This is a genomic window from Thermomonospora catenispora, from assembly GCF_006363815.1.
GTDB lineage: Bacteria > Actinomycetota > Actinomycetes > Streptosporangiales > Streptosporangiaceae > Thermomonospora > Thermomonospora catenispora.
This window is the reverse complement of record NZ_RRYT01000015.1, coordinates 47327-71699: the sequence shown is the minus strand read 5'-3', so window position 1 is coordinate 71699 and position 24373 is coordinate 47327. Positions and strand designations below refer to the sequence as shown.

The window sequence follows — 24373 nt, the reverse complement described above, 5'->3', positions numbered from 1 at the left end:
CGAGAGGGGCGAGCGGCGGCCGCGGTCCCGGGCGGTGATCTCAGGCGATCCGCCCGGGACCGCCGCCCGGGCGTCCGCCCCGCGTCCGGGCGGCGGTCCCGGCCGCGCCGGATCCCGATCGGCGATCGATCGCCGATCGGGCAGGGTTGCGCGCGAGAGATATTCGGGCAACTTTCCGATATCAGATTGATAACGGGCTGATTTTCTCGATGGGGACGGCGGTACGTGTGCGGCACGGCATGCTTTCGTCGCGGCGCCGCGGGAACGTCCTCCCGTGATCAGGCGCCCCGCCGGACCGGGACCGGCTTCGAAGGCGGCCGCCGGACAGGCTTGGGCAGGGGAGGCCCGGGACATGACGGGAACGGCCGAGATATTGCGCGTCGACCGGCGCACGGTCGGCCTGTGGTCGGTGCTGGAGCTGACCGGGGAACTGGACGTGGCCGGGCTTCCCGCGCTGCAGCAGCGGGTCGAGGAGGTCTGCGCGGCCGGAGGCCGGCCCCGGCTGGTGCTCGACATGTCCGCGGTGTCGTTCATGGACTCCTGCGGGCTGGGCGGCCTGGTGCGCTGCTGGAAGCGGGTCACCGGGATGGAAGGGCGTTTCGTCCTGGTCGGGGTGCGGCCGCGGGTGGCGCGGGTGCTGGAGATCACCGGCATGCACCGGGCCTTCGAGATCCATGGCGGGCTGGAGGAGTTCGCCGGCTCCTGAGACGGCACCGGCGCCTTCCGTCCAGTGGAAGGCGACTGTTCGCCCGCGGTGCGCCCGGCGGCAGGATTCCGGGAGATCTTTCCCCCGGACGAGGAGGACGCATGCGGACTGAACGCACCCAGGTGGCGATCGTCGGCGCGGGCCCGGCCGGCCTGCTGCTGTCGCACCTGCTGCACCGCCGCGGAGTCGGCTCGGTGGTCCTGGAGATCCGCAGCCGCGAGTACGTGGAACGACGGGTGCGCGCCGGAGTGCTGGAGCAGGGCACCGTCGACACCCTCATGGAGGCCGGGGTCGGCGAGCGGATGACCCGCGAAGGGCTGCCGCACCACGGCATCGAGCTGCGGTACGGCGGCAAGGGGCACCGCATCGCGTTCGAGAAGCTCGTTCCGGGACGCCGCATCACCGTCTACGGGCAGCAGGAGGTCGTCAAGGACCTGATCGCCGCCCGGCTGGCCGACGGGGGCCGCATCGACTTCGAGGTCTCCGACGTGGCGGTGCACGACATCGACACCGACGCCCCCGCGGTGACCTACGTGGACGCCTCCGGCGAGCGGGTGCGGCTGGAGTGCGACGTGATCGCCGGGTGCGACGGATTCCACGGGGTGACCCGGCAGGCCATCCCCCAGGACGCGCTCACCGTCTACCGGCGCGACTACCCCTTCGCCTGGCTGGGCGTCCTGGCGCGGGTGCGGCCGTCGACCGAGGAGCTGATCTACGCCTACACCGAGCGCGGGTTCGCGCTGCACAGCATGCGTTCGCCCGAGATCAGCCGCTTCTACCTGCAGGTGAAGCCGGACGAGGACCTCGCGGAATGGCCGGACGAGCGGATCTGGGCCGAGCTGAAGAGGCGGCTGGAGACCGTGCCCGGCTTCACCCTGGAGACCGGCCCGATCCTGGAGAAGGGCGTCACCCCGATGCGCAGCTTCGTGGTCGAGCCCATGCAGTACGGCCGGCTCTACCTGGCGGGGGACGCCGCCCACATCGTCCCGCCGACCGGGGCCAAGGGCCTCAACCTGGCGGTCGCCGACGTGCGGGTGCTGACCGAGGCGCTGGTCTCCTGGTACCGCACCGGATCGACCGAGCTGCTGGAGGGGTACTCGCAGGCCTGCCTCAAGCGGGTCTGGCGGGCCCAGCACTTCTCCTGGTGGATGACGACCCTGCTGCACACCTTCGACGACGACGACGCCTACGGGCGGAGGCTGCAGCTGTCGCACCTGGACTACGTCACCTCCTCCGAGGCCGCCGCCGCCACCCTCGCCGAGAACTACGTCGGCCTGCCGTTCGAGAGGGCGCTGCATGACTGACGACGGACTGCTGTCGCCGATCCGGGCGGGCACCGCCGCCGAGGCGGCCACCGCCGACGAGGCGTGGCTTCAGGCGCTGCTGGACGCCGAGACCGCCCTGGCCCGCGCCCAGGAGCGGCTCGGCGTCCTGCCGCCCGGAGCCGCCGAGGAGGTCGCCCGCGCCGCCCGCGCCGTCGCCGACCCGGCGGAGCTGGCCGTGCGGGCGCGCGGAGCGGGCAACCCGGTGGTGGCCATCGCCGCGGAGCTGCGCGCCGTCACCCCGCACGCGCATCGCGGGGCGACCAGCCAGGACATCGTCGACACCGCCGCGATGCTGGTGGCCTCGCGCACCCGCGCGCTGATCCTGGCCGATCTGGACCGCACCTGCGCCGCCCTGGCGGACCTGGCCGGCCGCCACCGCGCCACTCCCATGGCCGGGCGCACCCTCGCCCGGCAGGCGATGCCGACCACGTTCGGGCTCAAGGCCGCGGGCTGGCTGCTGGGCTGCCTGCAGGCCCGGCGGCGGCTGGCGGGGGTGGCGCTGCCGGTGCAGCTCGGCGGGGCCGCCGGGACCATGGCCGGGTACGGGGAGCGGGCCCTGGACCTGCTGTCGCTGTACGCCGAGGAGACCGGGCTGGCCGAGCCGGTGCTGCCCTGGCACACCGTCCGCACCCCGGTGGTGGAGCTGGGGTCGGCGCTGGCGCAGGCCGCCGGGGCGCTCGGCAAGATCGGCACCGATGTGACGCTGCTGGCCCAGTCCGAGATCGGCGAGGTGGCCGAGCCCGCCGCGCCCGGCCGGGGCGGCTCGTCGGCCATGCCGCACAAGCGCAACCCGGTGCTGGCGACGATGATCCGTTCCGCCGCGCTGCAGGTCCCCGCCCTGGTGTCGGTGCTGCTGACCGCGCAGGGCGGGGCGGCCCAGGAGCGCCCGGCGGGGGAGTGGCACGCCGAATGGCAGCCGCTGCGCGACTGCCTGCGACTGACCGGCGGGGCCGCCGCGACCGCCGCCGAGCTGGCCGAGGGGCTGGAGGTCCTCCCCGAGCGGATGAAGGAGAACCTGGACCGGCTGCTGACCGTCCTCGACGAGCACGGCTCCGACACCGGCGTGGGCTCCGCCCCCGACCTGGTGGACCGGGCGCTGGTGGAGTGGCGGGCGGAAGGCGGTGTCGCCGCCCCATGACCACGGCCGCGCCGCCCCGCCGTCCGATCGGGGTCACCGCCAAGGTCATCGCGATCCTGGAGGCGTTCACCGGGGAGCCGCCCGGCGACGGCGGGCTCACCCTCACCGAGATCTGCTGGCGGGCGGGGCTGCCGCTGGCAACCGGGCACCGGCTGGTGGGCGAGCTGACCGCCGGGGGTTCCTGGAGCGCTCGGCCGACGGCGCCTACCGGGTCGGGCTGCGGCTGTGGCGCATCGCCGCCCGGGCCCCGGCCGTCGCCGGGCTGCGCGAGCTGGCCCTGCCGCACATGACGGACCTGTACGCCGCCACCCGGGAGAACGTCCAGCTCGCCGTGCTGCGCGAGGGGCGCGCGCTGTGCCTCGAACGGCTGCGCGGCCCGCGCTCGGTCCCGATCGTCGCCCGGGCCGGCGCCGAGCTGCCGCTGCACGCCACCGGGGTCGGCAAGGTCCTGCTGGCGTTCGCCGACCCGGCCCGCCGGGAGGAGATCATCTCCGCGGGCCTGTCCGCGCACACCGCCCGCACCGTCACCGACCCCGGCCGGCTGCGCTCGGAACTGGCCGAGGTCCGCCGCCGGGGCTATGCGATCACCCGCGAGGAGATGACGGCGGGCTCCTGCTCGGCGGCGGCGCCGGTCCGCGACGGATCCGGCCGGGTGATCGCGGCGCTCTCCCTGGTCGCCCGCAGCGGCGCCGCCGACCCGCGCCGGCTGGCCCCCGCCGTCCTGGCGGCCGCCCGGGCGCTGTCCCGCGACGTCGCCGAGGCCTGGGCGGACGCCCCCTGAACCGGGGCCGGGCGGGGGAGCGCCGGGCCCGCCGCCGCAGGGACGGGACCGGCCTGGCGCCGGGACGCCCTCGCCTCCCGCGGCGGGGCGGTCAGGAGCCCCAGACCTCCTCGGCGACCTCGACGATCAGGCGGAGCTTGGCGAACTGCTCCTCGCGGGTGAGGGCGTTGCCCTCGACGGTGGAGGAGAAGCCGCACTGGGGGGACAGGCAGATCTGTTCGATGGGGACGTAGCGGGACGCCTCCTCGATGCGGCGCTTGAGGTGGTCCTTGCTCTCCAGCTCGCCGCGCTTGGTGGTCACCAGGCCGAGGACGACGCACTTGCCCTTGGGCACGAAGCGCAGCGGCTCGAAGCCGCCGGAGCGCTCGTCGTCGTACTCCAGGAAGAAGCCGTCCACGTTCAGCTCGTTGAACAGCGCCTCGGCGACGAAGTCGTAGCCGCCCTCGGCGGTCCACGAGGAGCGGAAGTTGCCGCGGCACATGTGGGTGGTGACCGCCATGCCCTCGGGACGGGCGGCCAGCGCCTCGTTGAGCTGCTTGATGTAGCGCAGGTGCAGGTGCTCGGCGTCGTCGCCGCGCTCGGCGATCATCCGGCGCTGCGCCGGGTCGTTCAGATACGCCAGGCTGGTGTCGTCGAACTGCAGGTAGCGGCAGCCCAGCTCGCCGAGCCGGCGGACCTGCTCGGCGTAGGCGGCCGACAGGTCGGCCCAGAACTCCTCGATGTCGGGGTAGACCTTCGGATCGATCGCGGCCGGACCGCCCCGGTAGTGGACCATGTTCGGGGAGGGGATGGTCAGCTTGGGGGTCATGCCGGTGCCGGCCAGCTCGTCGCGCAGGAAGGTGAACGCGTCGGCGAAGATCGTCTCCTCCAGCCGCACCTTGTCGTGCACCTGCAGCGCGGCGGTGGTGAACTCGATGTCGCCCTCGGCGTTGTGGAAGGTCACCTTGATCTGCTCCTCGGCGGGGCTGATCCCGCCGAGGCTGTAGATGAAGTCCATGTGCCAGGAGGTGCGGCGGAACTCGCCGTCGGTGGCCGACTGCAGGCCCGCCTCCCGCTGCAGCGCGATCGCCTCGCGGATCGCGGCGTCCTCGATCTCGCGGAGCCGGGCCCGGTCGATCCGCCCGGCGGCGGCGTCGGCCCGCGCCGCCAGCAGTTCCGGCGGACGCAGCAGGCTTCCGACATGGTCGGCGCGGAACGGCGGGGTCTGGCGCATGACGGTCTCCTTCGACGCGCGAGGTGGCTGGGGCGCCCCGATCGGACACGACGAATCTAGGCACGCATGTCACGGCCGTCAATGATGTGACGAATGTCGGTAAGGGACGGGAAGCGGTTCCCGTCCCCGGGCGCTTCGTCGTGCATTCCCGGCGGGGAGCACGTGAAAGACCTTCACCGGCCTTTGTCGGAGCGGTAGAACCCTGCGCTTCGAGAGATCATCGTGTTGAGTACGGTGCGAAACGGGCGAAGGCGGCGAAGCGTGAGGGTGGCCAGGAGGACGACCGGGCGGGGGAACGGACGAGGCGCAGAGCGGCGCTCAGTGCGGGCGATGCGGACCGCCGCGCCGTGGGCGGTCGGCGGGCTCACCGCCGTGGCCACCGCGCTGTCCATGGCCCTGGACGTGGTGTCGCTGTCCTTCCAGGGCCAGGCGGCGGTCATGGCCGGGGCGGCCGTGGTGGCGGGGGCGGTCGCCTGGCTCACCCAGCGCGACGCCCGGCCGCGGCCTCGAGGGCCCGCTCCGGCCGCGGCCGAGAACGCCCCGCCGGCTCAGCTCCCGCCGGTGATCTCCCATTTCACCGGCCGGGACGCGTTGCTGGCGGAGCTGCACGAGCTGTTCGCCGACACCTCCCCGCGCCGCCTGGCCAGGGCCTCCGCCCGCACCGCGCCGCACGTGGTGTCGGTCCACGGCCCCGCCGGCGTCGGCAAGTCCGCGCTGGTCACCCGGTTCGCCCACGAGATCGCCGACCGCTATCCGGACGGCCAGCTGTACTTCGACCTGCGCGGCGGCCGGGAGGCCCGGGTCCGACCCGAGGAGGTGCTGATCGGCTTCCTGCTGGCGCTGGGGGTCCGGCTGACCACCGACCCCGGCGGGCTGCCCGAGCTGCAGAAGCTGTGGTGGAGCTGGGCGCGCGGCAAGCGGATCCTGGTCTTTTTGGACAACGCCTGGGACGCCGAGCAGGTGGAGGCGATCATCCCGCCCGAGCCGCGCTGCGCCGTACTGGTCACCTCCCGCCAGCCGTTGTACCTGCGCAACACCCACGACCTGCGGCTGGAGGGGTTCACCCAGTCGCAGGGCATCGAGCTGCTGGCCCGGCTGGCCGGGGACGAACGGGTGGCCGCCGACCTGCCCGCCGCGGTGGACGTGGTGGAGCTGTGCGGGCACCTGCCGCTGGCGATCAGCATCTGTGGAGGGCGGCTCGCCGCCCGCGCCTCCTGGACGCTGCGCGAGATGGCCGACCGGCTGGCCGACGAGAGCCGCGACCGGCTGGACGAGCTGGAGGTCGCCGAGCAGAGCGACAAGAGCGTCCGCGCCTCGCTGCGGCTGTCATACGAGGACTGCACCGCCGCGCAACGGCGGCTGCTGCGCTCTTTCGCCCTGCTGGACGCCCCCGACGTGCAGGGCTGGGCGGCGGGGGAGCTGCTGGAGGCGTCCCCGCTGGAGGGCGAGGACCTGCTGGAGGCCCTGGTCGACGCCCAGCTGGTGGAGTACTCCGGCCGGGACGCCACCGGCGCGACCCGCTACCGGATGCACGACCTGGTCCGCCTGTTCGCCCGGGAACGGGCCGAGCAGGAGGACACGCCCGAGCGGCGCCGCCGGGCGGTGGAACGGGTGATCGACGGGTACCGGGAGCGCGCCGAGCGGATGGCCGCCGCCCGCTGGCCGCAGGACTGGCAGCGGCACGCCCGCCGCCGGCCCCCCGCCCCCGGCGAGGCGACCCCGATGGACTGGCTGACCAGCGAGCGTCTGGCGCTGCTGGCCCTCCTCGGGCAGGCCGCCGAGCTGGAGGCGTGGACGCTGGTGTGGCGGCTGGGCCGGGCGGCGTGCTCGCTGTTCCACTCCCTGCGGGTGTTCTGGCAGGAGTGGCGGGACGTCGCCGAGCTGACCTGCCGGGCCGCCCGGCGGCTGGACGACCCCCGCTCCCTGGGCATCGCGCTGCTGGAACGGGCGGCCGTGCTCGGCGGCCAGGGCCGGCCCGGCCCCGCCGAGGCCGACGCCCGCCGGGCCTTGGGACTGTTCGAGGAGCTGCGGGAGGACTGGTGGACCGCCCGGGCGCTGCGGGAGGTCGGCATGACGCTGCGCAACGCCGGCAACCTGGACGAGGCCCAGCGGTACTTCGAACGCGCCATCGAGGCCTTCCGGGAGGACGGCGACCGGTGGTGGCTCGCCCGCACCCAGCGCAACCTCGGCGAGCTGCGGCTGGAGCAGCGCCGCTACACCGAGGCCCGCGGGCTGCTGGAACAGGCGCTGGCGACGTTCCAGGCCAACGGCCATGCCTACTCCCATGCCCAGGCGCTGCGCGCCCTCGGCGAGGTGATGGCCGCCGAGGCCCGCGACCTGGCCGCCCAGGGGCGGACCCGGCAGGCCGAGAGCGGGTTCGCCCAGGCCGCCGCGGTCCTGGAACGGGCCGCGAAGACCTTCCGGCTCCGGCATGAGCAGTGGGAGGAGGCCCGCTGCCTGCGCGCCGCCGGGGAGGTCGGCGACCCCCGCAACGGACCGCGGGAGCTGGCGCACGTCTCCCGCGCCGAGGAGATGCTGGTCGCGCTCGGCGACGCCTGGGGGGTGGCGCGCACCCGGCTGTCGGTCGGCCGCGCTCTGGACAGGCTGGGCCGCAGGGACGAGGCGGTGACGGCCGTCGAATCGGCGATTGAATCCTTCCGCTCGTTGGAAGACCGCTGGTGGCAGGCGCGCGCCCTGCGTACGTTGGCCGAGGTGCTGCTGGACGCGGGACGCGCCGAGCGGGCCGTCCGCCCCGCCGGTGAGGCGCTGGAGATCCACCGCGCGCTCGGCGACGAGGCGGGCGCGGCACAGGCCCAGGCCGTGCTCGACCGGGCGCTCGGCGCCCGGTGAGGCAGAGGGAAGGCATCCCGACCAGGGAGGACGCATGGTTCACGAGGTCCGCGGCGTGGTGGCCGAGGCCAAAGGGCGGCCGGTCTCCATCGAGACGGTGCTGGTCCCCGACCCCGGTCCCGGCGAGGCGCTGGTGCGGGTGCAGGCCTGCGGGGTGTGCCACACCGACCTGCACTACCGCGAAGGCGGCATCAACGACGAGTTCCCCTTCCTGCTCGGCCACGAGGCCGCCGGGACGGTCGAGGCGGTGGGGGAGGACGTCACCGAGGTCGCGCCCGGGGACTATGTGATCCTCAACTGGCGGGCGGTGTGCGGACGGTGCCGCGCCTGCCTGCGCGGCCGCCCCTGGTACTGCTTCGACACCCACAACGCCGCACAGAAGATGACCCTCGCCGACGGCACCGAGCTGTCGCCCGCCCTGGGCATCGGCGCGTTCGCGGAGAAGACGCTGGTCGCGGCGGGGCAGTGCACCAAGGTGGACCCGGCCGCCGACCCGGCCGCGGCGGGCCTGCTGGGCTGCGGGGTGATGGCCGGCATCGGCGCCGCCATCAACACCGGCGGGGTGACCCGGGGCGACAGCGTCGCGGTGATCGGCTGCGGCGGCGTGGGCGACGCGGCGATCGCGGGCGCCCGGCTGGCCGGCGCGGCCAAGATCATCGCCGTCGACGTGGACGACCGCAAGCTGGAGTGGGCCAAGGGCTTCGGCGCCACCCACACCGTCAACTCCGCCCGCACCGATCCGGTGGCGGCGATCCGCGAACTGACCGGCGGGTTCGGCGCGGACGTGGTGATCGAGGCCGTCGGCCGCCCCGAGACCTACGAGCAGGCCTTCTACGCCCGGGACCTGGCCGGGACCGTGGTGCTGGTGGGCGTCCCGACCCCGGAGATGACGATCGAGCTCCCGCTGCTGGAGGTCTTCGGCCGCGGCGGAGCGCTCAAGTCCTCCTGGTACGGCGACTGCCTGCCCTCCCGCGACTTCCCGATGCTCATCGACCTGTACCGGCAGGGCCGCCTGGACCTGGACGCGTTCGTCACCGAGCGGATCGGGCTGGAGGACGTGGAGGCGGCGTTCGAGAAGATGCACGCGGGCGAGGTGCTGCGATCGGTGGTGATCCTGTGAGCGTCGAGCGCATCGTCACCTCGGGCCAGTTCACCTTGGACGGCGGCGTCTGGGACGTCGACAACAACGTCTGGCTGGTCGGCGACGACCGCGAGGTCGTGGTGATCGACGCCGCCCACGACGCCGCCGCCATCGCCGCCGCGGTCGGCGACCGGGAGCTGAAGGCGATCGTGTGCACCCACGCCCACAACGACCACATCAACGCCGCCGCGGACCTGGCCGACCGGTCCGGCGCGCCGATCCTGCTGCACCCGGCGGACGCCCCGCTGTGGGAGATGGTCTACCCGGACCGCCGACCCGACCGGGACCTGGCCGACGGCGACGAGATCACCGTCGCCGGCCTCGCCCTGCGCGTCCTGCACACCCCCGGCCACGCCCCCGGCGCGGTCTGCCTGCACGCCCCGGACCTGGCCACCGTGTTCACCGGCGACACCCTGTTCAAGGGAGGGCCGGGGGCGACGGGACGGTCCTTCTCGGACTTCGGGACGATCATCACTTCGATCCGGGAACGGCTGCTCACCCTGCCCGGCGAGACGGTCGTGCGGACCGGGCACGGCGAGGACACCTCGATCGGGGCCGAGGCGCCGCATCTGGAGGAGTGGATCGCCCGAGGCCGCTGACGCGCCGCGCACCGCGGTCCGGGCGCCGGTCGGCGAGGGCGCGCGTGTGCGCCGACGACCGCGTCGAGGTCTCCCGCCGTCGGGCCGGTGCGGTCCCGGCGGGGCGGGGGAGGGCGTTTGAAATGTCCGTGATGCGGTAGTCGGTGATGGTGTTCATGCTGAGGCTTCCGGGGGTGTACCGACCGCAGGGCGATACCGCCCTGCTGCTGGAGACCTTGCGCGAAGCGGCGATCCCCCCGGGTGCGCGGGTGCTGGACCTGTGCACCGGCACGGGCGCGATCGCCGTGGCCGCCGCCTTGTGGGGCGCGCGGCACGTCACCGCCGTCGACGTCTCCCGCCGCGCCGTGCTCACCGCCCGCGCCAACGCCGTGGCGCGCCGCGTGCCGGTCCGCGTGCTGCGCGGCGACCTGACCGAGCCGGTCGCCGGGGAACGCTTCGACCTGATCACCGCCAACCCGCCGTACGTTCCCTGCCCCGACCCCGGACCGCCGCGCCGCGGCGCGGCCCGCGCCTGGGCCGGCGGCCCTCGCGGCCGATTACAGCTGGACCGGTTGTGCGCCTCCGCTCCGGCGCTGCTGAATCCCGGCGGGACGATGCTGGTGGTGCACTCGGCCCTGTGCGGCGTGCGACAGACCTTGGAGGCGTTGCGCGGCCACGGGCTCAAGGCGTCGGTGGCGGCCCGGCGGCGCGAGCCGTTCGGCCCGGTCATGCGCGCCCGCACGGCCGAGCTGGAGGAGGCCGGGCTGATCCGGCGCGGGCAGCGTCACGAGGAGCTGGTGGTGATCCGTGCCGACCGAATCGAATGCCGCGGCTGAGCCGCGCCGCGTCCTCATCGAACCCGGCGGCCCCCTCCTGGTGGAGGGGCCGGTCGAGATCGTGCTGGAGGACGGCGAGACCATGATCTGCGATCGCTTCATGGTGGCGTTGTGCACCTGCCGGCGCAGCCGTCGCCATCCGCTCTGCGACACCAGCCATCGCCGCCGCAGGCGGCCGGAGGGCTGACGATCGCCCCTCCGAGACGATCCCTTCCCCCGGGAGGTCCTCCCTGCAGGGCGGTCACCCCTCCAGCGGGTGCAGCAACGAGGTCCTCCCCGCCCGCCAGCGCTCCAGCACGTGCTCCCCGAACCGCTCCTCCAGCAGTTCGGTGGCCTGCACCCCGAACACCACGTCGGCGGCCAGGCCGGGCTCCCGGCGCAGCAGGTCCCCGATCACCTCGTGGCGCAACACCTGCTCGTGCACCGCGTCCGCCTCGATGTGCTCGGTGTAGAAGGTCGTGCCGCGCCTCCCCACGCCCAGCCGCCGCAGCGCGGCGGCCATCCGGGCGGCGGCGGGCGCGGTGGTGACCTCGGCCGCCGCGAAGTGCCCCACCATCGCACCGCGCAGCGCGCGGTGCAGTCCGAACAGCGACATCATGTTCACCGTCGCCAGCATCACCGCCGGGACGACGTCCAGATACCGCAGGTAGCCGTTGTCGAGGCCGACCTCGTCCATCAGGTCCGCGTACAGCCGCGAGTGCATCCGCGTGAAGCGCCCGCCGCCGTACTCGTCGAACTCCACCGCCACCAGCGACGCCTTGGCCTGTCCCTGCAGCCGGGGGATCACCAGCGCGTGCGGATCGGCCTCCTTGTGGTGGTAGACCGACCGGTGCACCAGGTACTCCCGCAGCTGCCACCACCGGCCCTCGTCCCGCAGGAAGTCCGCGACGCCTCGGCCGTCGACCGGTTCGACCAGCAGATCCGCCAGCACGCCGTCCACGTCGTCGCCGCCGGGCGTCCGGGCCCGCAACTCGGCCAGGAACGCCTCCTCCAGGGCCGCCCGCAGCCGCAGCAGCGCCGGATCCCACTCCCACCGCGGATCCACCCCCCGGAATCCCCGGTAGTGCAGCTCGTAGGCGACCTGGAGGGCCAGCTGCACGTCCTCGCCCAGCGGGTCGGCGTCGCCGGCGCCGGCCGGGAACCTCGCGCTCCCCGGCGCCGACCGCAACGCCGCGGTCACCGCCTCCGACACCGGGCCGCGCGGCGCGGGAAGGGCGCATCCGGTGTCCGGGGCACGAGCGACATCGGCGGTCATCATGTCTCCGTTCGTCACCTTCGTCCGGCGATGCTGCCTACCCGTTCCCCCGGGGACCATGCGCCCTGCACGGTCTGCGCGATCAGCATCGCCGTCACCGCCGGGACGCCTCCGCCGCGGGCCGCCCGGCGCTGTCGCTCCGCCCCCGTGCCCTCCCGGCGGAGCACGGCCAGCGCCGCCTCCGCCTCGGTCAGATCCCCGGTCTCCTCCAGGTGGGGCCGGACGTGGGCGATCAGGTCCTCCACCAGGAGGGCGGCGGGGACGCGGACCCGCCGCACCGGGTCCACCCCCGGCCCCTCCAGCCCGTATCGGGCCGCCGACCACAGCGCCGCCGCGCACACCTGATCGTCGACCCGCGGCGCCTCCCGGCCCGCCGCCAGCTCCGCCAGGGCGCGGCGGACCAGGGCGCGGGTCAGCACCGCCTGCAACACCGCCTCGTCCACGGTCGCGGCGGCGTCGGCGGCCCGGACCTCCACGGTCGGCAGATGCGGCGAGGGGCGGGCCAGCCAGAACGTCATCGCCGGATCGGCCAGCGCCCCGGCCTCCACCAGCAGCCCCACCCGCCGGTCGTGGTCGGCCGCGTCACGGGACCACGGCGGCACCCCCGACCCGGGGAAGCGGGCCTGCTCCATCATCCGCCAGCTCGCATACCCGGTGTCCCGGCCCCGGTCGAACGGCGAGTTCGCCGACAACGCCACCAGCACGGGCAGCCACGGCCGCAGATGGTTGACCACGGCCACCGCCGTCTCCCGGTCCGCCACGCCGATGTGCACATGACAGCCGCACGCCTGATAGCCGGCCACGACACCGGCGTGCAGCTCGGCGATGCGCGCGAACCGCCCGCCCTCGGTGAACGGCGGATCCGGGCAGGCCGCCACCGGCGTGCCCGTGGAGATCGGCCGCAGCCCCTCCGCCGCGGCAGCCTCGGCCAGCCGCGCCCGCCCCGCACGGAGCTGGCGCCGCAGCTCGGCCGGCCCGGCGCACACCCCCGTCACCGCCTCCGCCTGCGTCCGCAGCAGCTCGGCGTGGAATCCGGCGCCCGGCGCGTGCGGCGGCCGCCGGTTCGCCCGGGCCAGGACGCGCGGGGCCGCGGGCACCGTCCGGCCGCTCCCCGGGTCCACGAGGAGGAACTCCTCCTCCACGCCCATGGTCGTTCCGGACACTCCGCGCCTCCCGCTGATCGGCGAGCGGGTCCTACCCCGCCGAGAGCGTGCCAACCGGTGTCCGCGGGCGGCCGTCCGGGCGGCTCGGATCCCGCCGGCCGGTCGCGCCCGCCGCGGAGGGACGGGCCCCCTCCCCGGGCGCGCCGTCGACCGTCCGGGCCGCCGGATCCCGATGCGCCGCCGGACCCCGCCGGTGACTCCGACAGGGCTTTTTCAGAGCGGGTCGTCGGACGAGCCTGTTGTCAGCCGCCCGGGTACGCTCGGCGCATTTCGCGTTTTTTGAGAATGTGTCGCCGTTCACGCTGGTCCATATTGTGACGTGAACTGGTCCGGTTCGCGGCCCGGTGAGGGAGCGGGCGGGGCAAAAAACTGAAAAATCGGTGATCTCGGTCCCTTCGTTCGCGGGATTCCCTGTTGTGACCTGCGTCGTCGCCGGGATGCGAGGGGACGGCGGAGGGTTTCGACATTAAGAGTTTTGTCGCCGGTCCGGCATGATCGCGCAGATCATCGGCCGCTTGGTGAATTCCCCCGTGCGCCGGGCGGCGAGGGGAGGAACTTCACAGACGATCACTCTGGCGCGTACACGGACGGTTACCGCAAGATAAGTGCGGCGGTCGACGGTTTCTGGAGTTGTGTATGACGCAGCAGACCGAAGGGCCGGGGGCGATTCTCGACGATGTGCTGCGCACGGGCCCTTTCGACCGTGCGCTGCACCTGGCGATCCAGGCGCGGGGACTGAGCCTGGAACGCATCCACGCACGCCTGCGCGATCGCGGCGTGCACGTCAGCGTGGCGAGCCTGAGCTATTGGCAGCGCGGGCGGTGCCGTCCCGAGCGCCGCCAGTCGTTGCGGGCGATAGAGGAGCTGGAGGAGATCCTCGGGCTGCCCCCCAAGTCCTTGATCACGCTGCTGGGACCGCGCCGCCCCCGCGGCCGCTGGCTGGGCAAGACGTCCGGGGCGTCGTCCTCCCCGGACCTGTGCGCGACCCACCCGGGGCTGCGTCCGCTGCTCGGCGACATCGGCGATCCGGCCGACGGGCGGCTGGAGACGCTCAGCCATCACGAGATCTACACCGTCGGCCCCGATCACCGGGAACGCTCGGCCCGCTCCCGGATCGTGTTCCGGGCCCGGCGCGACGGCGTGGACCGGTACGTGGCGGTCCACCGCTGTGAGGGCGGGCCGCCGCCGGACGGGTTCAGCAGCGAGATGTGCCGGGTGGGACGGGTGCGGGTCGGGCCGAAGGACGGGCTGACCGCGGTCGAGCTGCTGTTCGACCGTCCGCTGGCGGCGGGGGAGACCTATGTGGTGGAGTACGAGTTCTCCTGCGGCGGCGGACAGCCGGTGGCCCACCGGTACGTGCGCGGGTTCCGCTTCCCCGTCCGTGAATACCTGCTGCAGGTCCGGTTCGCCCCGGAGGCGACCCCTCGGCGCTGCTTTCGGGTCCGGCAGCCCGCCGTCGAGGCCGCCCGCGCCGACGACCAGGCGCTGCGGCTCACCACCTGGGACACGGTCCACCTGATCGAGCACCGACTTCAGCCCGGGGTGTACGGCATCCGCTGGGACTGGACCTGACCCTGCAGAGGCCCCGGGGAGGGCCGGTCAGCGCAGCGGGGCCGTCGGTCCGTCCGGACGCTCGCGGCGGGCCCGCACCACCGACTCGGCCAGCTCGGCCACGTCCTCCTCCGGCAGCCTCCGGTAGCCGTCGGCGGTGACCACCGCGATCACCGGGAAGATCCGGCGGACCAGGTCGGGGCCGGAGGTCGCCGCGTCGTCCTCGGCGGCGTCGTACAGCGCCTGCACGCACACCGTCGCGGCGTCCTCCTCGCCCATGTCCGGGCGGTAGAGCTTCTTGAGGGCGCCGCGGGCGAACGGCGCCCCCGAGCCGTCGGCGTGGTGGTCCCGCGCCTCCTGCGGCATTCCGGTGATGTCATAGGTGTAGATCCGGCCCACGCCGGCGTCGAGGTCGTACCCGGCGAACAGCGGCACCACGGCCATCCCCTGCATGGCCATCCCGAGGTTGGCCCGCACGATCGCGCCGAGCCGACGCGTCTTGCCCGGCAGCGACAACGGGACCGACTGCAGCTTCTCGTAGTGCTCCAGCTCCACCTGCAGCAGCCGGATCAGCTCCAGGCCCAGCCCCACGGTCCCGGCCATCGCCACCGCCGAGTGCTCGTCGGCCGGATAGACCTTCTCCAGGTCCTTTTGAGCGATCAGGTTCCCCGCGGTGGCCCGACGGTCGCCCGCCATCATCACACCGTCCCGGTAGCGCAGCGCGAGGATGGTGGTGCCGTGCGGCAGGTCGGGGGCGTCCTTGATCCGGTTGATCGGCAGCAGCTCGGGGGCCGACCTGGTGATCAGGTCGACGAATGAGGTGGTGTCGACGGCGAAGAACTCCGCGGGAAGACCCCGACCGCCGTCACCCGGACCGTGCATGCCGTCTCCTCCTCGTCGTCACGCCGTCGTCCCGATCTTCGCACGGCCGGTGGGCGGTCGCATCCGCACGCCCCGTCATCGGCGCATGGCGAACGCCGCTCCCAGGTACACCGGCGCGGCCAGGCAGAAGATCAGCCACGGCCCGGCCCACGGGGAGGTCGCCGCGTACCCGGCGAAGGCGGCGATCCCCACCAGCTCCGCTCCCAGCCCGGCCAGCGAGGTCACCGTGGCGCGGGTCCGGTCCGGCACCTGCTCTTGCAGGCGCGCCTGCGTCGTGGCGATCGCCCACCGGAACGCCGCGTACGCCGCCGCGATCGGGGCGAACCCCGCCGGGCTCCGCGCCGCCGCCCCGGTCGCCGCCACCTCGGCGGTGACGCGGACCGCCTCGGCCCGGCCCGCCAGCCGGGGGTAGCGGCCGGCGGCGCCCAGCCGGACCGTCTCCTCATGGACCAGGGCCTCCAGGGCGCCGGAGCGCATCGCCGTGCCCGCGCCCCACAGCACGAACCCGGCCGCGAACGCCGGGTACGACGGCGCGAACGTCCACATCGCGAACCCGCACGCCGCCACCGGCGGTGAGCAGACCACCAGGCGCCGGCGGGAGAACCGGTCGGCCCACAGCCCCGAGGGCACCTCGAGGAGGACCGTGGTGAGCGACCACAGGACGAACAGCGAGGAGATCTGGGCATCGCTCAGCCCGGCCCGCGCGAACAGCACGGCGTAGAGCGGATACAGCAGGATGAAGTCCTCGCACCACGCGTAGGCGTACAGCCGCGCGGCGAGTCGGGACTCCGGCGAGGGTCATTGTCGGCGTCGCATGTCCGTACTGTAACCCGCCGCGGCGGAGTGGGGCGATGGACATCGTCCATCAATTTCGTGCTTGGTTAACTTAATTTTTCGTTCTTGCCCTCCTGTGTGGTTATTCATCACGATTTGGCGTGATCCAGGGACGGCCAACCCGGGTCCGTCCCTCCCCGCGCAGGAGGCACAGTGAGGATGAGATCCGTCCGCTTCTCCGCTCTGATCGGCGCCGTCGGCATGGCGACCACCGCGCTGCTGGCCGCCCCGGCCGAGGCCGCGGCGGCGCCGTCCGACCCCGCCGCGCTGGCCGAGACCCTGGCCGACCGGCTGGGCTCCCGGTCCGCCGGCTCCTACCTGGACCGCGACGGCAAGCTGGTCGTCACGGTCGCCGACGACGGCGCCGCCCAGGTCGTCCGCCGGGCCGGCGCGGTGCCCCGCAAGGTCGCCCGCAGCGGCGCCGACCTGGAGAAGATCACCGCCGCGTTCGAGCGCTCCCTCGACGTGCCCGGGACCGCCTGGGCCGTGCACCCAGACAGCAACCAGGTCGTGCTGTCGGTCGACGAGTCGGTCACCGGGGCCAAGCTGGCCAAGGTCCGCGCCATGGCCGCCCGCTACGGCGACGCCGTCCGCCTCGAGTACGTGCCCGGGACGTTCCGCACCACCATCGCCGGCGGCCAGGCCATCTACGCCGGCGGCGGCCGATGCTCCCTGGGCTTCAACGTGCGCAGCGGCAGCACCTACTACTTCCTGACCGCCGGCCACTGCACCGCCGTCGGCTCGACCTGGTACGCCAACTCCAGCCTGACCACCGTGCTCGGCACCCGGGCCGGCAGCAGCTTCCCGGGCAACGACTACGGCATCGTCCGGTACACCAACGACGGCATCGCCAAGCCCGGCACCGTGTACCTGTACGGCGGCGGCGAGCGCGACATCACCGGCGCGGCCAACCCGGTCGTCGGCCAGAGCGTCCAGCGCAGCGGCAGCACCACCGGCCTGCGCAGCGGCCAGGTGACCGCGCTCAACCAGACCGTCCGTTACGCCGAGGGCACCGTGTCCGGCCTGATCCGCACCACCGTGTGCGCCGAGCCCGGCGACAGCGGCGGTCCGCTGTTCTCCGGCAACACCGCGCTCGGCCTGACCTCCGGCGGCAGCGGCAACTGCACCGTGGGCGGGACGACCTTCTTCCAGCCCGTGGTCGAGGCCCTGAACGCCTACGGCGTGAGCATCTACTGACGCTCTGCCGACACGTCCGCCGACGTCCGTCGGCGTCGACGACGCACCCGGCCGGCCGCGTCCCCGCCCGCGGCCGGCCGGTCCGCGTTGCGGCCGGTGACGGCCGGCCCCGCCGCGCCCGCGCCTCCGGCCGGCGACCCCGCGGCGACCCGGAGGCGGTGTGCGCCTCCGGAGGGATCCGATGGAAGACTGGAAGCGGCCCGCCGACGCTGGCCGACCTCGAGACCCCGTGGGAGGACAGGTGTGACAGCGACGCAGCCGAACCCCAGGCCGTCGTCCGAGGGCGGGCGCGTGCACGACCTGCGGCAGAGCGGCCCGACGGTGCTGCGGATGCTGCTCGGCGGCCGGCTGCGCCGGCTGCGCGAGGCCCGGGGCATCTCCCGGGAACAGGCCGGATACGCCATCCGCGCCTCCGGCTCCAAGATCAGCAGGATGGAGCTGGGACGGGTGGGCTTCAAGGAGCGCGACGTCGCCGACCTGCTCACCCTCTACGGCGTCGGCGACGAGGACGAGCGCGACGCCATGCTGGCCCTGGCCCGGGAGGCCAATCGGCCGGGCTGGTGGCAGGGCTTCACCGACATCCTGCCGTCCTGGTTCGAGGTCTACCTCGGGCTGGAGGAGGCCGCCGCCACGCTGCGCATCCACGAGACCCGGTTCGTGCCCGAACTGCTGCAGACCGAGGAGTACGCCAGGGCCGCCCAGACGCTCAGCCGCCCCGAGGCCTCGGCGGAGGAGATCGAGCGCCGGGTCAGCGTGCAGATGCGCCGCCAGCAGATCCTGGACCGGCCGGACGCCCCCCAGCTGTGGGCGGTGGTGGACGAGGCGGCGCTGCGCCGCCGGCCCGCCGGACCCGACGTGCAGCGCGCCCAGCTCGCCGCGCTGACCGAGGCGATCGGCCGGCGGAACGTCACCGTGCAGATCATCCCGGTGCGCCGCGGCGCGCTGGCCGCCGTCACCGGGTCGTTCACGCTGCTGCGGTTCGCCGAGCCCACCCTGCCCGACGTGGTCTACGTCGAGCAGCTGACCGGCGCGCTGTACGTGGACAAGCCCGCCGAGCTGGCGATCTACAAGCAGCGGCTGGACCGGTTGTGCGTGCAGGCGCTGCCGCCGGAGGCCACCGCGGACGTCCTCCGAGGCCTGCTGGCCGAGCTGGGCTGAGGCCTGAGGGCTCCGGCGCGGCCCGGGAGGAGGGAAGCGGGCCGTGGCGGCGGCCCCGCGGGGCCGCCGCCACGGGGGACGCCGGGTCAGGAGTCGGCCGAGGCGACCGGCAGATAGATCCGCCCGCCGGACCTGGTGAACTCCTCGGCCTTGGCCTTCATCCCCTCGGCCAGGGCCTCCTCCTCCGACAGCCCGCGCTCGGCGGCGAACTTCCGCACGTCCTGCGTGATCTTCATCGAGCAGAAGTGCGGCCCGCACATGGAGCAGAAGTGCGCCGTCTTGGCGGGGGCCGCCGGCAGCGTCTCATCGTGGAACGCCCGCGCGGTGTCGGGGTCCAGCGAGAGGTTGAACTGGTCCTCCCAGCGGAACTCGAACCGGGCGTCCGACAGCGCGTCGTCCCAGGCCTGCGCCCCGGGGTGGCCCTTGGCCAGGTCGGCGGCGTGGGCGGCGATCTTGTAGGCGATCACGCCGGCCTTGACGTCGTCCTTGTTCGGCAGCCCCAGATGCTCCTTGGGGGTGACGTAGCACAGCATCGCCGTGCCGTACCAGCCGATCATGGCCGCGCCGATGGCCGAGGTGATGTGGTCGTAGCCGGGCGCGATGTCGGTGGTCAGCGGGCCGAGGGTGTAGAACGGGGCGTCGTCGCACCACTGGCGCTGCAGCTCCACGTTCTCCTTGATCTTGTGCATCGGGACGTGGCCGGGCCCCTCGTTCATCACCTGGTTGTCGTACTCGGCCGCGATCCTGGTCAGCTCGCCCTGGGTGCGCAGCTCGGCGAGCTGGGCCTCGTCGTTGGCGTCATGGATCGATCCGGGCCGCAGCCCGTCGCCCAGCGACCAGGTGATGTCGTAGGCGGCGAAGATCTCGCACAGCTCCCGGAAGTGGGTGTAGAGGAAGTTCTCCTTGTGGTGCGCCAGGCACCAGGCCGCCATGATCGACCCGCCCCGGGAGACGATGCCGGTCTTGCGCCGGGTGGTCAGCGGAATGTACCGCAGCAGCACCGCGGCGTGCACCGTCATGTAGTCCACGCCCTGCTCGGCCTGCTCGATGACGGTGTCGCGGAAGACCTCCCAGGACAGGTCCGCCGGATTGCCGCCGACCTTCTCCAGCGCCTGATAGATCGGGACCGTTCCAACCGGCACGGGGGAGTTGCGCAGGATCCACTCCCGGGTGGTGTGGATGTCCCGCCCGGTGGACAGGTCCATGACCGTGTCCGCCCCCCAGCGGATCGCCCAGGTCATCTTCTCCACCTCCTCCTCGATGGAGGAGGCCACCGCCGAGTTGCCGATGTTGGCGTTCACCTTCACCAGGAAGTTCCGGCCGATGATCATCGGCTCCAGCTCCGGGTGGTTGACGTTGGCCGGCAGCACCGCCCGGCCCGCCGCCAGCTCCGAGCGCACGAACTCCGGGTCCACGCCCTCGCGCAACGCCACGAACTCCATCTCCGGAGTGATCTCGCCGCGCCGCGCGTACGCCCGTTGCGTCACCGCCCCGCCGGTGGAGCGCCGGGGCCGCCGAGGCGGGAACGCCCCCTGGTCCCGCAGCGGGTCGGTGGAGCGGCGGCCGTCGTCCTCGGGGCGCACCGGACGGCCGTCGTACTCGGCCGTGTCACCGCGCTCGGCGATCCACGTCGCCCGCAGCGGCGGCAGTCCGCGCCGCACGTCCACCTCGTGGTCGGGGTCGGTGTACGGGCCGGAGGTGTCGTACAGCACCACGGAGTCGCCGGTGCTGAGCAGCACCTCCTTCATCGGGACCCGCATGTCGGGGCGGGTGGGGCTGGTGAGGTACGTCTTGCGGGCAGCGGACACTGCGGATTCGGTCATGGCGGATCGACTACTCCCTACGCCGGCATTACCCGGTCAGGTTCCAGCGGTCTGCGGCCGTGTCAGCCGCACTCTCAGCCCGGTTCGCCAGGCTCCCGCGTCTTGCCGCCCCAGACGTTAACCCGCCTCCACCCCGTTGCGGCAAGCCCCGGTCATCAGGTAAAGGAGCGCCGCCGCGGTGGACCCGGCGACGATCTCGCCACGGGCGATCAGCTCGGGCACCGACTCCAGCGGCACCCAGGAGATCCGCTCGGCCTCCACGTCGGTCGGCTCTCCGGCGGGCTCGGCGCCCTCGGCGCGAAAAATGTGATGAATTCCATCCGTGAGTCCCGGAGAGGGGTGAATGTCGAGCAGATGATGGAGCGGTCCCGGCCGCCAGCCGGTCTCCTCCTCCAGCTCCCGGGCGGCGGTCGCGGCCGGGTCCTCACCCGGCTCCACCCGCCCTCCGGGGATCTCCCACCCCCAGCTGTCGGTGATGAATCGATGCCGCCAGATCAGCAGCGCACGGCCTCTCCCGTCCACGGCCACCACGCCGGCGGACGGCCGCACGCGCACCAGGTGATGGTCGAATCGGCGGCCGTCGGGAAGCTCGACGTCGGCCAGTCGAAGATCCAGCCACGGACTGGCGTAAATAGACCGTTCCCCGTGCAGCGTCCAGCGCATGGGGAGGGACGCTACCGGAGACCGGCCCGCTCCGGCGGGTAGGGTCGGGATCATCGGGACTGGAGGTGAGCTGGTGGAGGCGCCGGTCGAGCACGCCGCAGGGGCCGTGGACCGCGTGTGGACGGTGCCCAACGCGCTGAGCCTGGCCAGGCTGCTGGGCGTGCCGCTGTTCCTGTGGCTGGTGCTGGCCGGGCACGACTGGTGGGCACTGGGACTGCTGGCCGCCGCCGGCCTGTCGGACTGGCTGGACGGCAAACTGGCGCGGACGCTGGGGCAGATCAGCCGGCTGGGCGTGCTGCTGGACCCGGCCGCCGACCGCCTCTACATCCTGGCCACCCTGACCGGCCTGACCGTGCGGGAGATCATCCCGCTGTGGCTGACCCTGCTGCTGGTCGGTCGCGAAGCGGCCATCACCCCGATCGTCCCGGTGCTGCGCAGGCTCGGTTACAACGGCACGCTGCCGGTGCACATGGTGGGCAAGGCGGGCACCTTGTGCCTGCTGTACGCCTTCCCGCTGCTCCTGCTGGGCGACCACTCCGGCGCGGTGGCGACCGGAGCGAGGATCATCGGCTGGTCCTTCGCCATCTGGGGAACGGCGCTGTACTGGTGGGCGGCCGTCCTTTATTGGGTCCAGGTGCGGCAGCTGGTGCAGGCGGACCGCGCCGGCGCCCCGGGTCCCCCGCGCGGCGGCGGGTCGGGGCCGGACCCCGGACCTCAGGTCGGCTGAGCGAAGGGATCGCGACTCCATGAAGGCCGTAGTGATGGCGGGCGGAGAGGGAACCCGGCTGCGCCCGATGACCGCCAACCAACCCAAACCGCTGCTCCCGGTCATCAACCGGCCGATCATGGAACACGTGCTGCGGCTGCTCAAGCGGCACGGCCTCACCGAGACGGTGGTCACCGTGCAGTTCCTGGCCGCGCTGATCCGCAACTACTTCGGCGACGGCGAGGAGCTCGGCATGTCGCTGAGCTACGCCACCGAGGAGGTCCCCCTCGGCACCGCTGGCAGCGTCAAGAACGCCCAGGAGGCGCTGCGCGACGACCGGTTCCTGGTCATCTCCGGGGACGCGCTCACCGACATCGACCTGACCGACATGGTGCGCTTCCACGAGCGGAGCGGGGCGTTGGTCACCGTCGGCCTCAAGCGGGTGCCCAACCCGCTGGAGTTCGGGATCGTCATCGTCGACGAAGAGGGCCGCATCCAGCGGTTCCTGGAGAAGCCGACCTGGGGCCAGGTGTTCTCCGACACCGTCAACACCGGCATCTACGTCATGGAGCCCGAGGTCCTCGACCACGTCGCCGAGGGCATGCCGGTGGACTGGTCCGGCGACGTGTTCCCCAAGCTGCTCGCCGAGGGCGCCCCGCTGTACGGGTACGTCGCCGACTGCTACTGGGAGGACGTCGGCACCCACGACAGCTACCTCAAGGCCCAGGCCGACCTGCTGTCGGGCAAGGTCGACGTGGAGATCGACGGCTTCGAGGTCTCGCCTGGCGTGTGGATCGCCGAGGGCGCCGAGGTCGACCCCGAGGCGATCCTCAAAGGCCCCCTCTACATCGGGGACTACGCCAAGGTCGAGGCCGGGGTGGAGCTGCGCGAGTTCACCGTGCTCGGCAGCAACGTGGTGGTCAAGGAGGGCGCGTTCCTGCACCGCGCGGTGGTGCACGACAACGTGTTCGTCGGCCCGTCGGCCACGCTGCGCGGCTGCGTGATCGGCAAGAACACCGACGTGATGGCCGGCGCCCGGGTCGAGGAGGGCGCGGTCGTCGGCGACGAGTGCGTCATCGAGGCCGAGGCGTACGTCTCCAACGACGTCAAGGTCTACCCGTTCAAGACCATCGAGGCCGGCGCGGTGGTCAACACCAGCGTGATCTGGGAGTCGCGCGGCCAGCGCACCCTGTTCGGGCCGCGCGGGGTGTCCGGCCTGGTCAACGTGGAGATCACCCCCGAGCTGGCGGTCCGGCTGGCCAGCGCCTACGCCACCACCCTGCGCAAGGGCGCCACCGTCGTCACCGGCCGCGACGCCTCCCGCGCCGCCCGCACCCTCAAGCGCGCGATCATCAGCGCGCTCACCGCCAGCGCCATCAACGTCGCCGACCTGGAGGCGTGCACCCTGCCGGTGACCCGTTTCGAGACCGCCCGGGAGGACGCCGCCGGCGGCATCTACATCCGCACCACTCCCGGCGATCCGCAGGGCGTGGACATCCTCTTCCTGGACGCCGACGGCGCCGATCTGTCGCTGGCGGCGCAGCGCAAGCTGGAGCGGGTGTTCGGCCGCCAGGAGTTCCGCCGCGCCTTCCCCGGCGAGATCGCCCAGCTCAGCTACCCGGCCCGCACCCTGGAGACCTACACCCGCGACCTGCTCGACCGGGTCGACCGGCGCGGCGTCCGGGAGGCCGGGCTGAAGATCGTGCTGGACTGCGCCGGCGGCACCGCCTCGCTGGTGCTGCCCGGCCTGCTCGGCCTGATCGGGGTGGACGTGCTCACCATGAACAACCGGCTGGACGAGGCCAACCCCACCGAGACCCTCGCCGAGCGGATGCGGGACCTGCAGCGGTTGGGCGACCTGGTGTCCAGTTCACGGGCCGCGTTCGGCGTCCGGTTCGACCCGGTCGGCGAGCGGCTGTCGATGGTGAACGAGAACGGCGAGCTGATCGGCGACGACCGGGCGCTGCTGGTGTTCCTGGACCTGGTCGCCGCCGAGCGGCGCGGCGGCCGGGTGGCGCTGCCGGTCACCACCACCCGGGTCGCCGAGCGGGTCTGCCGCTTCCACGGCGTCCAGGTGGAGTGGATCTCCACCTCCCAGGACGCGCTGACCAAGGCGGCCGCCGCCCCGGATGTGATCTTCGCCGGGGACGGCCGGGGCGGGTTCGTGTTCCCCGAGTTCAGCAACACCGTCGACGGGATCGCCGGGTTCGTCCGGCTGGTCGGCCTGGTCGCCCGGACCCGGATGACCCTCTCCCAGATCGACGCGCGCATCCCCCAGGCGCACCTGCTGCGCCGCTCGGTGCCCACCCCGTGGGCGGCCAAGGGCGGGGTGATGCGCAGCGTCGTGGAGGCCGCCGGCCGCCGCACCATCGACACCACCGACGGGGTGCGGGTGGTGGAGGACGACGGCGGCTGGGTGCTGGTGCTGCCCGACCCGGCCGAGCCGGTCACCCACCTGTGGGCCGAGGCCGGCGACGACGACGCCGCCCAGGCCCTCCTGGAGGAGTGGGCCGCCGTGATCGAACGCGCCGGCTCCTGACCCTCTGCCGGGACCCGCCGGGGAACGGGGCTCG

The 24373-nt window shown here is 73.4% G+C and carries 22 protein-coding genes and 1 riboswitch; of the genes, 15 read left to right on the top strand and 7 right to left on the bottom strand.

Going from position 1 to position 24373, the window contains the following annotated elements; all coding sequences use genetic code 11:
- Positions 1–352: 352 nt before the first annotated feature.
- The 5 genes from EIO00_RS13705 to EIO00_RS25225 all read left to right on the top strand — a co-directional run bounded on the left by EIO00_RS13705 (position 353) and on the right by EIO00_RS25225 (position 3950).
- Complete coding sequence (locus EIO00_RS13705) at positions 353–706, top strand: STAS domain-containing protein (protein ID WP_140178897.1); 354 nt, start codon at positions 353–355, stop codon at positions 704–706.
- A gap of 101 nt (positions 707–807) precedes the next feature.
- Positions 808–2010 carry a 4-hydroxybenzoate 3-monooxygenase gene (pobA, locus tag EIO00_RS13700; RefSeq protein WP_140178895.1) on the top strand — a complete coding sequence of 401 codons (1203 nt, stop codon included), beginning with the start codon at positions 808–810 and terminating at the stop codon, positions 2008–2010.
- Complete coding sequence (locus tag EIO00_RS13695) at positions 2003–3169, top strand: lyase family protein (RefSeq protein WP_140178893.1); 1167 nt, start codon at positions 2003–2005, stop codon at positions 3167–3169. Before pobA ends, EIO00_RS13695 begins: the two co-directional genes overlap by 8 nt.
- Positions 3166–3459 (top strand): helix-turn-helix domain-containing protein, encoded by a 294-nt coding sequence (locus EIO00_RS25230; protein ID WP_241661331.1) that lies wholly within the window; start codon positions 3166–3168, stop codon positions 3457–3459. Before EIO00_RS13695 ends, EIO00_RS25230 begins: the two co-directional genes overlap by 4 nt.
- Complete coding sequence (locus EIO00_RS25225; protein WP_277752877.1) at positions 3456–3950, top strand: IclR family transcriptional regulator; 495 nt, start codon at positions 3456–3458, stop codon at positions 3948–3950. The genes EIO00_RS25230 and EIO00_RS25225 overlap by 4 nt, the downstream gene beginning before the upstream one ends.
- A gap of 91 nt (positions 3951–4041) precedes the next feature.
- On the opposite strand, the gene EIO00_RS13685 is transcribed toward EIO00_RS25225, so the two are convergent.
- A complete protein-coding gene (locus EIO00_RS13685) occupies positions 4042–5163 on the bottom strand; it encodes a 5-methyltetrahydropteroyltriglutamate--homocysteine S-methyltransferase (protein ID WP_140178891.1) in 1122 nt (373 codons plus the stop codon).
- 330 nt (positions 5164–5493) lie between these two features.
- Between EIO00_RS13685 and EIO00_RS13680 the strand changes: the two genes are divergently transcribed.
- The 5 genes from EIO00_RS13680 (at position 5494) to EIO00_RS13660 (ending at position 10755) form a co-directional block, all read left to right on the top strand.
- The gene (locus EIO00_RS13680) at positions 5494–8013 is read left to right on the top strand and encodes an ATP-binding protein (protein ID WP_140178889.1); all 2520 of its coding nucleotides are present in this window, start codon (positions 5494–5496) and stop codon (positions 8011–8013) included.
- Positions 8014–8047: 34 nt separating this feature from the next.
- Positions 8048–9133, top strand: coding sequence for an S-(hydroxymethyl)mycothiol dehydrogenase (locus EIO00_RS13675; RefSeq protein WP_140178887.1), 1086 nt, complete (start codon positions 8048–8050; stop codon positions 9131–9133).
- Entirely contained in the window at positions 9130–9753 is a 624-nt protein-coding gene (locus tag EIO00_RS13670) for an MBL fold metallo-hydrolase (RefSeq protein WP_140178885.1), read from the top strand. The genes EIO00_RS13675 and EIO00_RS13670 overlap by 4 nt, the downstream gene beginning before the upstream one ends.
- A 146-nt stretch (positions 9754–9899) precedes the next feature.
- Positions 9900–10568 (top strand): HemK2/MTQ2 family protein methyltransferase, encoded by a 669-nt coding sequence (locus EIO00_RS13665; protein ID WP_175596218.1) that lies wholly within the window; start codon positions 9900–9902, stop codon positions 10566–10568.
- Positions 10540–10755: a CDGSH iron-sulfur domain-containing protein gene (locus EIO00_RS13660; protein WP_140178883.1), complete on the top strand. Its 216-nt coding sequence runs from the start codon at positions 10540–10542 to the stop codon at positions 10753–10755. The genes EIO00_RS13665 and EIO00_RS13660 overlap by 29 nt, the downstream gene beginning before the upstream one ends.
- Positions 10756–10809: 54 nt before the next feature.
- Here the strand turns inward: EIO00_RS13660 and EIO00_RS13655 are convergent, their stop codons facing one another.
- Together EIO00_RS13655 and EIO00_RS13650 are read right to left on the bottom strand one after the other, a co-directional pair.
- Complete coding sequence (locus EIO00_RS13655; RefSeq protein ID WP_140178881.1) at positions 10810–11823, bottom strand: iron-containing redox enzyme family protein; 1014 nt, start codon at positions 11821–11823, stop codon at positions 10810–10812.
- A gap of 14 nt (positions 11824–11837) precedes the next feature.
- Positions 11838–12986, bottom strand: a complete 1149-nt coding sequence (locus EIO00_RS13650; RefSeq protein WP_241661330.1) for a carboxylate-amine ligase — start codon at positions 12984–12986, stop codon at positions 11838–11840.
- Positions 12987–13622: 636 nt separating this feature from the next.
- On the opposite strand from EIO00_RS13650, the gene EIO00_RS13645 reads away from it, so the two are divergent.
- Positions 13623–14558: a hypothetical protein gene (locus tag EIO00_RS13645; protein WP_140178878.1), complete on the top strand. Its 936-nt coding sequence runs from the start codon at positions 13623–13625 to the stop codon at positions 14556–14558.
- A gap of 27 nt (positions 14559–14585) precedes the next feature.
- Here the strand turns inward: EIO00_RS13645 and prcB are convergent, their stop codons facing one another.
- Positions 14586–15419 carry a proteasome subunit beta gene (gene prcB / locus EIO00_RS13640; protein ID WP_140178876.1) on the bottom strand — a complete coding sequence of 278 codons (834 nt, stop codon included), beginning with the start codon at positions 15417–15419 and terminating at the stop codon, positions 14586–14588.
- Positions 15420–15494: 75 nt separating this feature from the next.
- Positions 15495–16151, bottom strand: a complete 657-nt coding sequence (locus EIO00_RS13635; RefSeq protein WP_277752878.1) for an MFS transporter — start codon at positions 16149–16151, stop codon at positions 15495–15497.
- A gap of 261 nt (positions 16152–16412) precedes the next feature.
- On the opposite strand from EIO00_RS13635, the gene EIO00_RS13630 reads away from it, so the two are divergent.
- Positions 16413–17450: a S1 family peptidase gene (locus EIO00_RS13630; protein WP_140178873.1), complete on the top strand. Its 1038-nt coding sequence runs from the start codon at positions 16413–16415 to the stop codon at positions 17448–17450.
- Positions 17451–17693: 243 nt separating this feature from the next.
- Positions 17694–18608 (top strand): helix-turn-helix domain-containing protein, encoded by a 915-nt coding sequence (locus EIO00_RS13625; protein ID WP_338325927.1) that lies wholly within the window; start codon positions 17694–17696, stop codon positions 18606–18608.
- A gap of 86 nt (positions 18609–18694) precedes the next feature.
- On the opposite strand, the gene thiC is transcribed toward EIO00_RS13625, so the two are convergent.
- Complete coding sequence (gene thiC, locus EIO00_RS13620) at positions 18695–20431, bottom strand: phosphomethylpyrimidine synthase ThiC (RefSeq protein WP_140178871.1); 1737 nt, start codon at positions 20429–20431, stop codon at positions 18695–18697.
- Positions 20429–20540, bottom strand: a riboswitch (TPP riboswitch). It overlaps the preceding gene by 3 nt.
- An 8-nt stretch (positions 20541–20548) precedes the next feature.
- Positions 20549–21094, bottom strand: coding sequence for an NUDIX hydrolase (locus tag EIO00_RS13615; RefSeq protein ID WP_140178869.1), 546 nt, complete (start codon positions 21092–21094; stop codon positions 20549–20551).
- On the opposite strand from EIO00_RS13615, the gene clsA reads away from it, so the two are divergent.
- Together clsA and EIO00_RS13605 are read left to right on the top strand one after the other, a co-directional pair.
- Positions 21093–21821 (top strand): cardiolipin synthase ClsA, encoded by a 729-nt coding sequence (clsA, locus tag EIO00_RS13610; RefSeq protein WP_241661328.1) that lies wholly within the window; start codon positions 21093–21095, stop codon positions 21819–21821. The two genes, EIO00_RS13615 and clsA, sit on opposite strands and share 2 nt — an antisense overlap.
- A 19-nt stretch (positions 21822–21840) precedes the next feature.
- Positions 21841–24339: a mannose-1-phosphate guanyltransferase gene (locus tag EIO00_RS13605; RefSeq protein ID WP_140178867.1), complete on the top strand. Its 2499-nt coding sequence runs from the start codon at positions 21841–21843 to the stop codon at positions 24337–24339.
- Positions 24340–24373 lie beyond the last annotated feature (34 nt).

What these genes read in the sequence shown, in the direction of transcription:
- EIO00_RS13705 (WP_140178897.1), top strand. Translation starts at nt 353, where the DNA reads ATGACGGGAACGGCCGAGATATTGCGCGTCGACCGGCGCACGGTCGGC.
- pobA (WP_140178895.1), top strand. Translation starts at nt 808, where the DNA reads ATGCGGACTGAACGCACCCAGGTGGCGATCGTCGGCGCGGGCCCGGCC.
- EIO00_RS13695 (WP_140178893.1), top strand. Translation starts at nt 2,003, where the DNA reads ATGACTGACGACGGACTGCTGTCGCCGATCCGGGCGGGCACCGCCGCC.
- EIO00_RS25230 (WP_241661331.1), top strand. Translation starts at nt 3,166, where the DNA reads ATGACCACGGCCGCGCCGCCCCGCCGTCCGATCGGGGTCACCGCCAAG.
- EIO00_RS25225 (WP_277752877.1), top strand. Translation starts at nt 3,456, where the DNA reads ATGACGGACCTGTACGCCGCCACCCGGGAGAACGTCCAGCTCGCCGTG.
- EIO00_RS13685 (WP_140178891.1), bottom strand. Translation starts at nt 5,163, where the DNA reads ATGCGCCAGACCCCGCCGTTCCGCGCCGACCATGTCGGAAGCCTGCTG.
- EIO00_RS13680 (WP_140178889.1), top strand. Translation starts at nt 5,494, where the DNA reads ATGCGGACCGCCGCGCCGTGGGCGGTCGGCGGGCTCACCGCCGTGGCC.
- EIO00_RS13675 (WP_140178887.1), top strand. Translation starts at nt 8,048, where the DNA reads ATGGTTCACGAGGTCCGCGGCGTGGTGGCCGAGGCCAAAGGGCGGCCG.
- EIO00_RS13665 (WP_175596218.1), top strand. Translation starts at nt 9,900, where the DNA reads ATGGTGTTCATGCTGAGGCTTCCGGGGGTGTACCGACCGCAGGGCGAT.
- EIO00_RS13655 (WP_140178881.1), bottom strand. Translation starts at nt 11,823, where the DNA reads ATGACCGCCGATGTCGCTCGTGCCCCGGACACCGGATGCGCCCTTCCC.
- EIO00_RS13645 (WP_140178878.1), top strand. Translation starts at nt 13,623, where the DNA reads ATGACGCAGCAGACCGAAGGGCCGGGGGCGATTCTCGACGATGTGCTG.
- prcB (WP_140178876.1), bottom strand. Translation starts at nt 15,419, where the DNA reads ATGCACGGTCCGGGTGACGGCGGTCGGGGTCTTCCCGCGGAGTTCTTC.
- EIO00_RS13630 (WP_140178873.1), top strand. Translation starts at nt 16,413, where the DNA reads ATGAGATCCGTCCGCTTCTCCGCTCTGATCGGCGCCGTCGGCATGGCG.
- thiC (WP_140178871.1), bottom strand. Translation starts at nt 20,431, where the DNA reads ATGACCGAATCCGCAGTGTCCGCTGCCCGCAAGACGTACCTCACCAGC.
- clsA (WP_241661328.1), top strand. Translation starts at nt 21,093, where the DNA reads ATGGGGAGGGACGCTACCGGAGACCGGCCCGCTCCGGCGGGTAGGGTC.
- EIO00_RS13615 (WP_140178869.1), bottom strand. Translation starts at nt 21,094, where the DNA reads ATGCGCTGGACGCTGCACGGGGAACGGTCTATTTACGCCAGTCCGTGG.
- EIO00_RS13605 (WP_140178867.1), top strand. Translation starts at nt 21,841, where the DNA reads ATGAAGGCCGTAGTGATGGCGGGCGGAGAGGGAACCCGGCTGCGCCCG.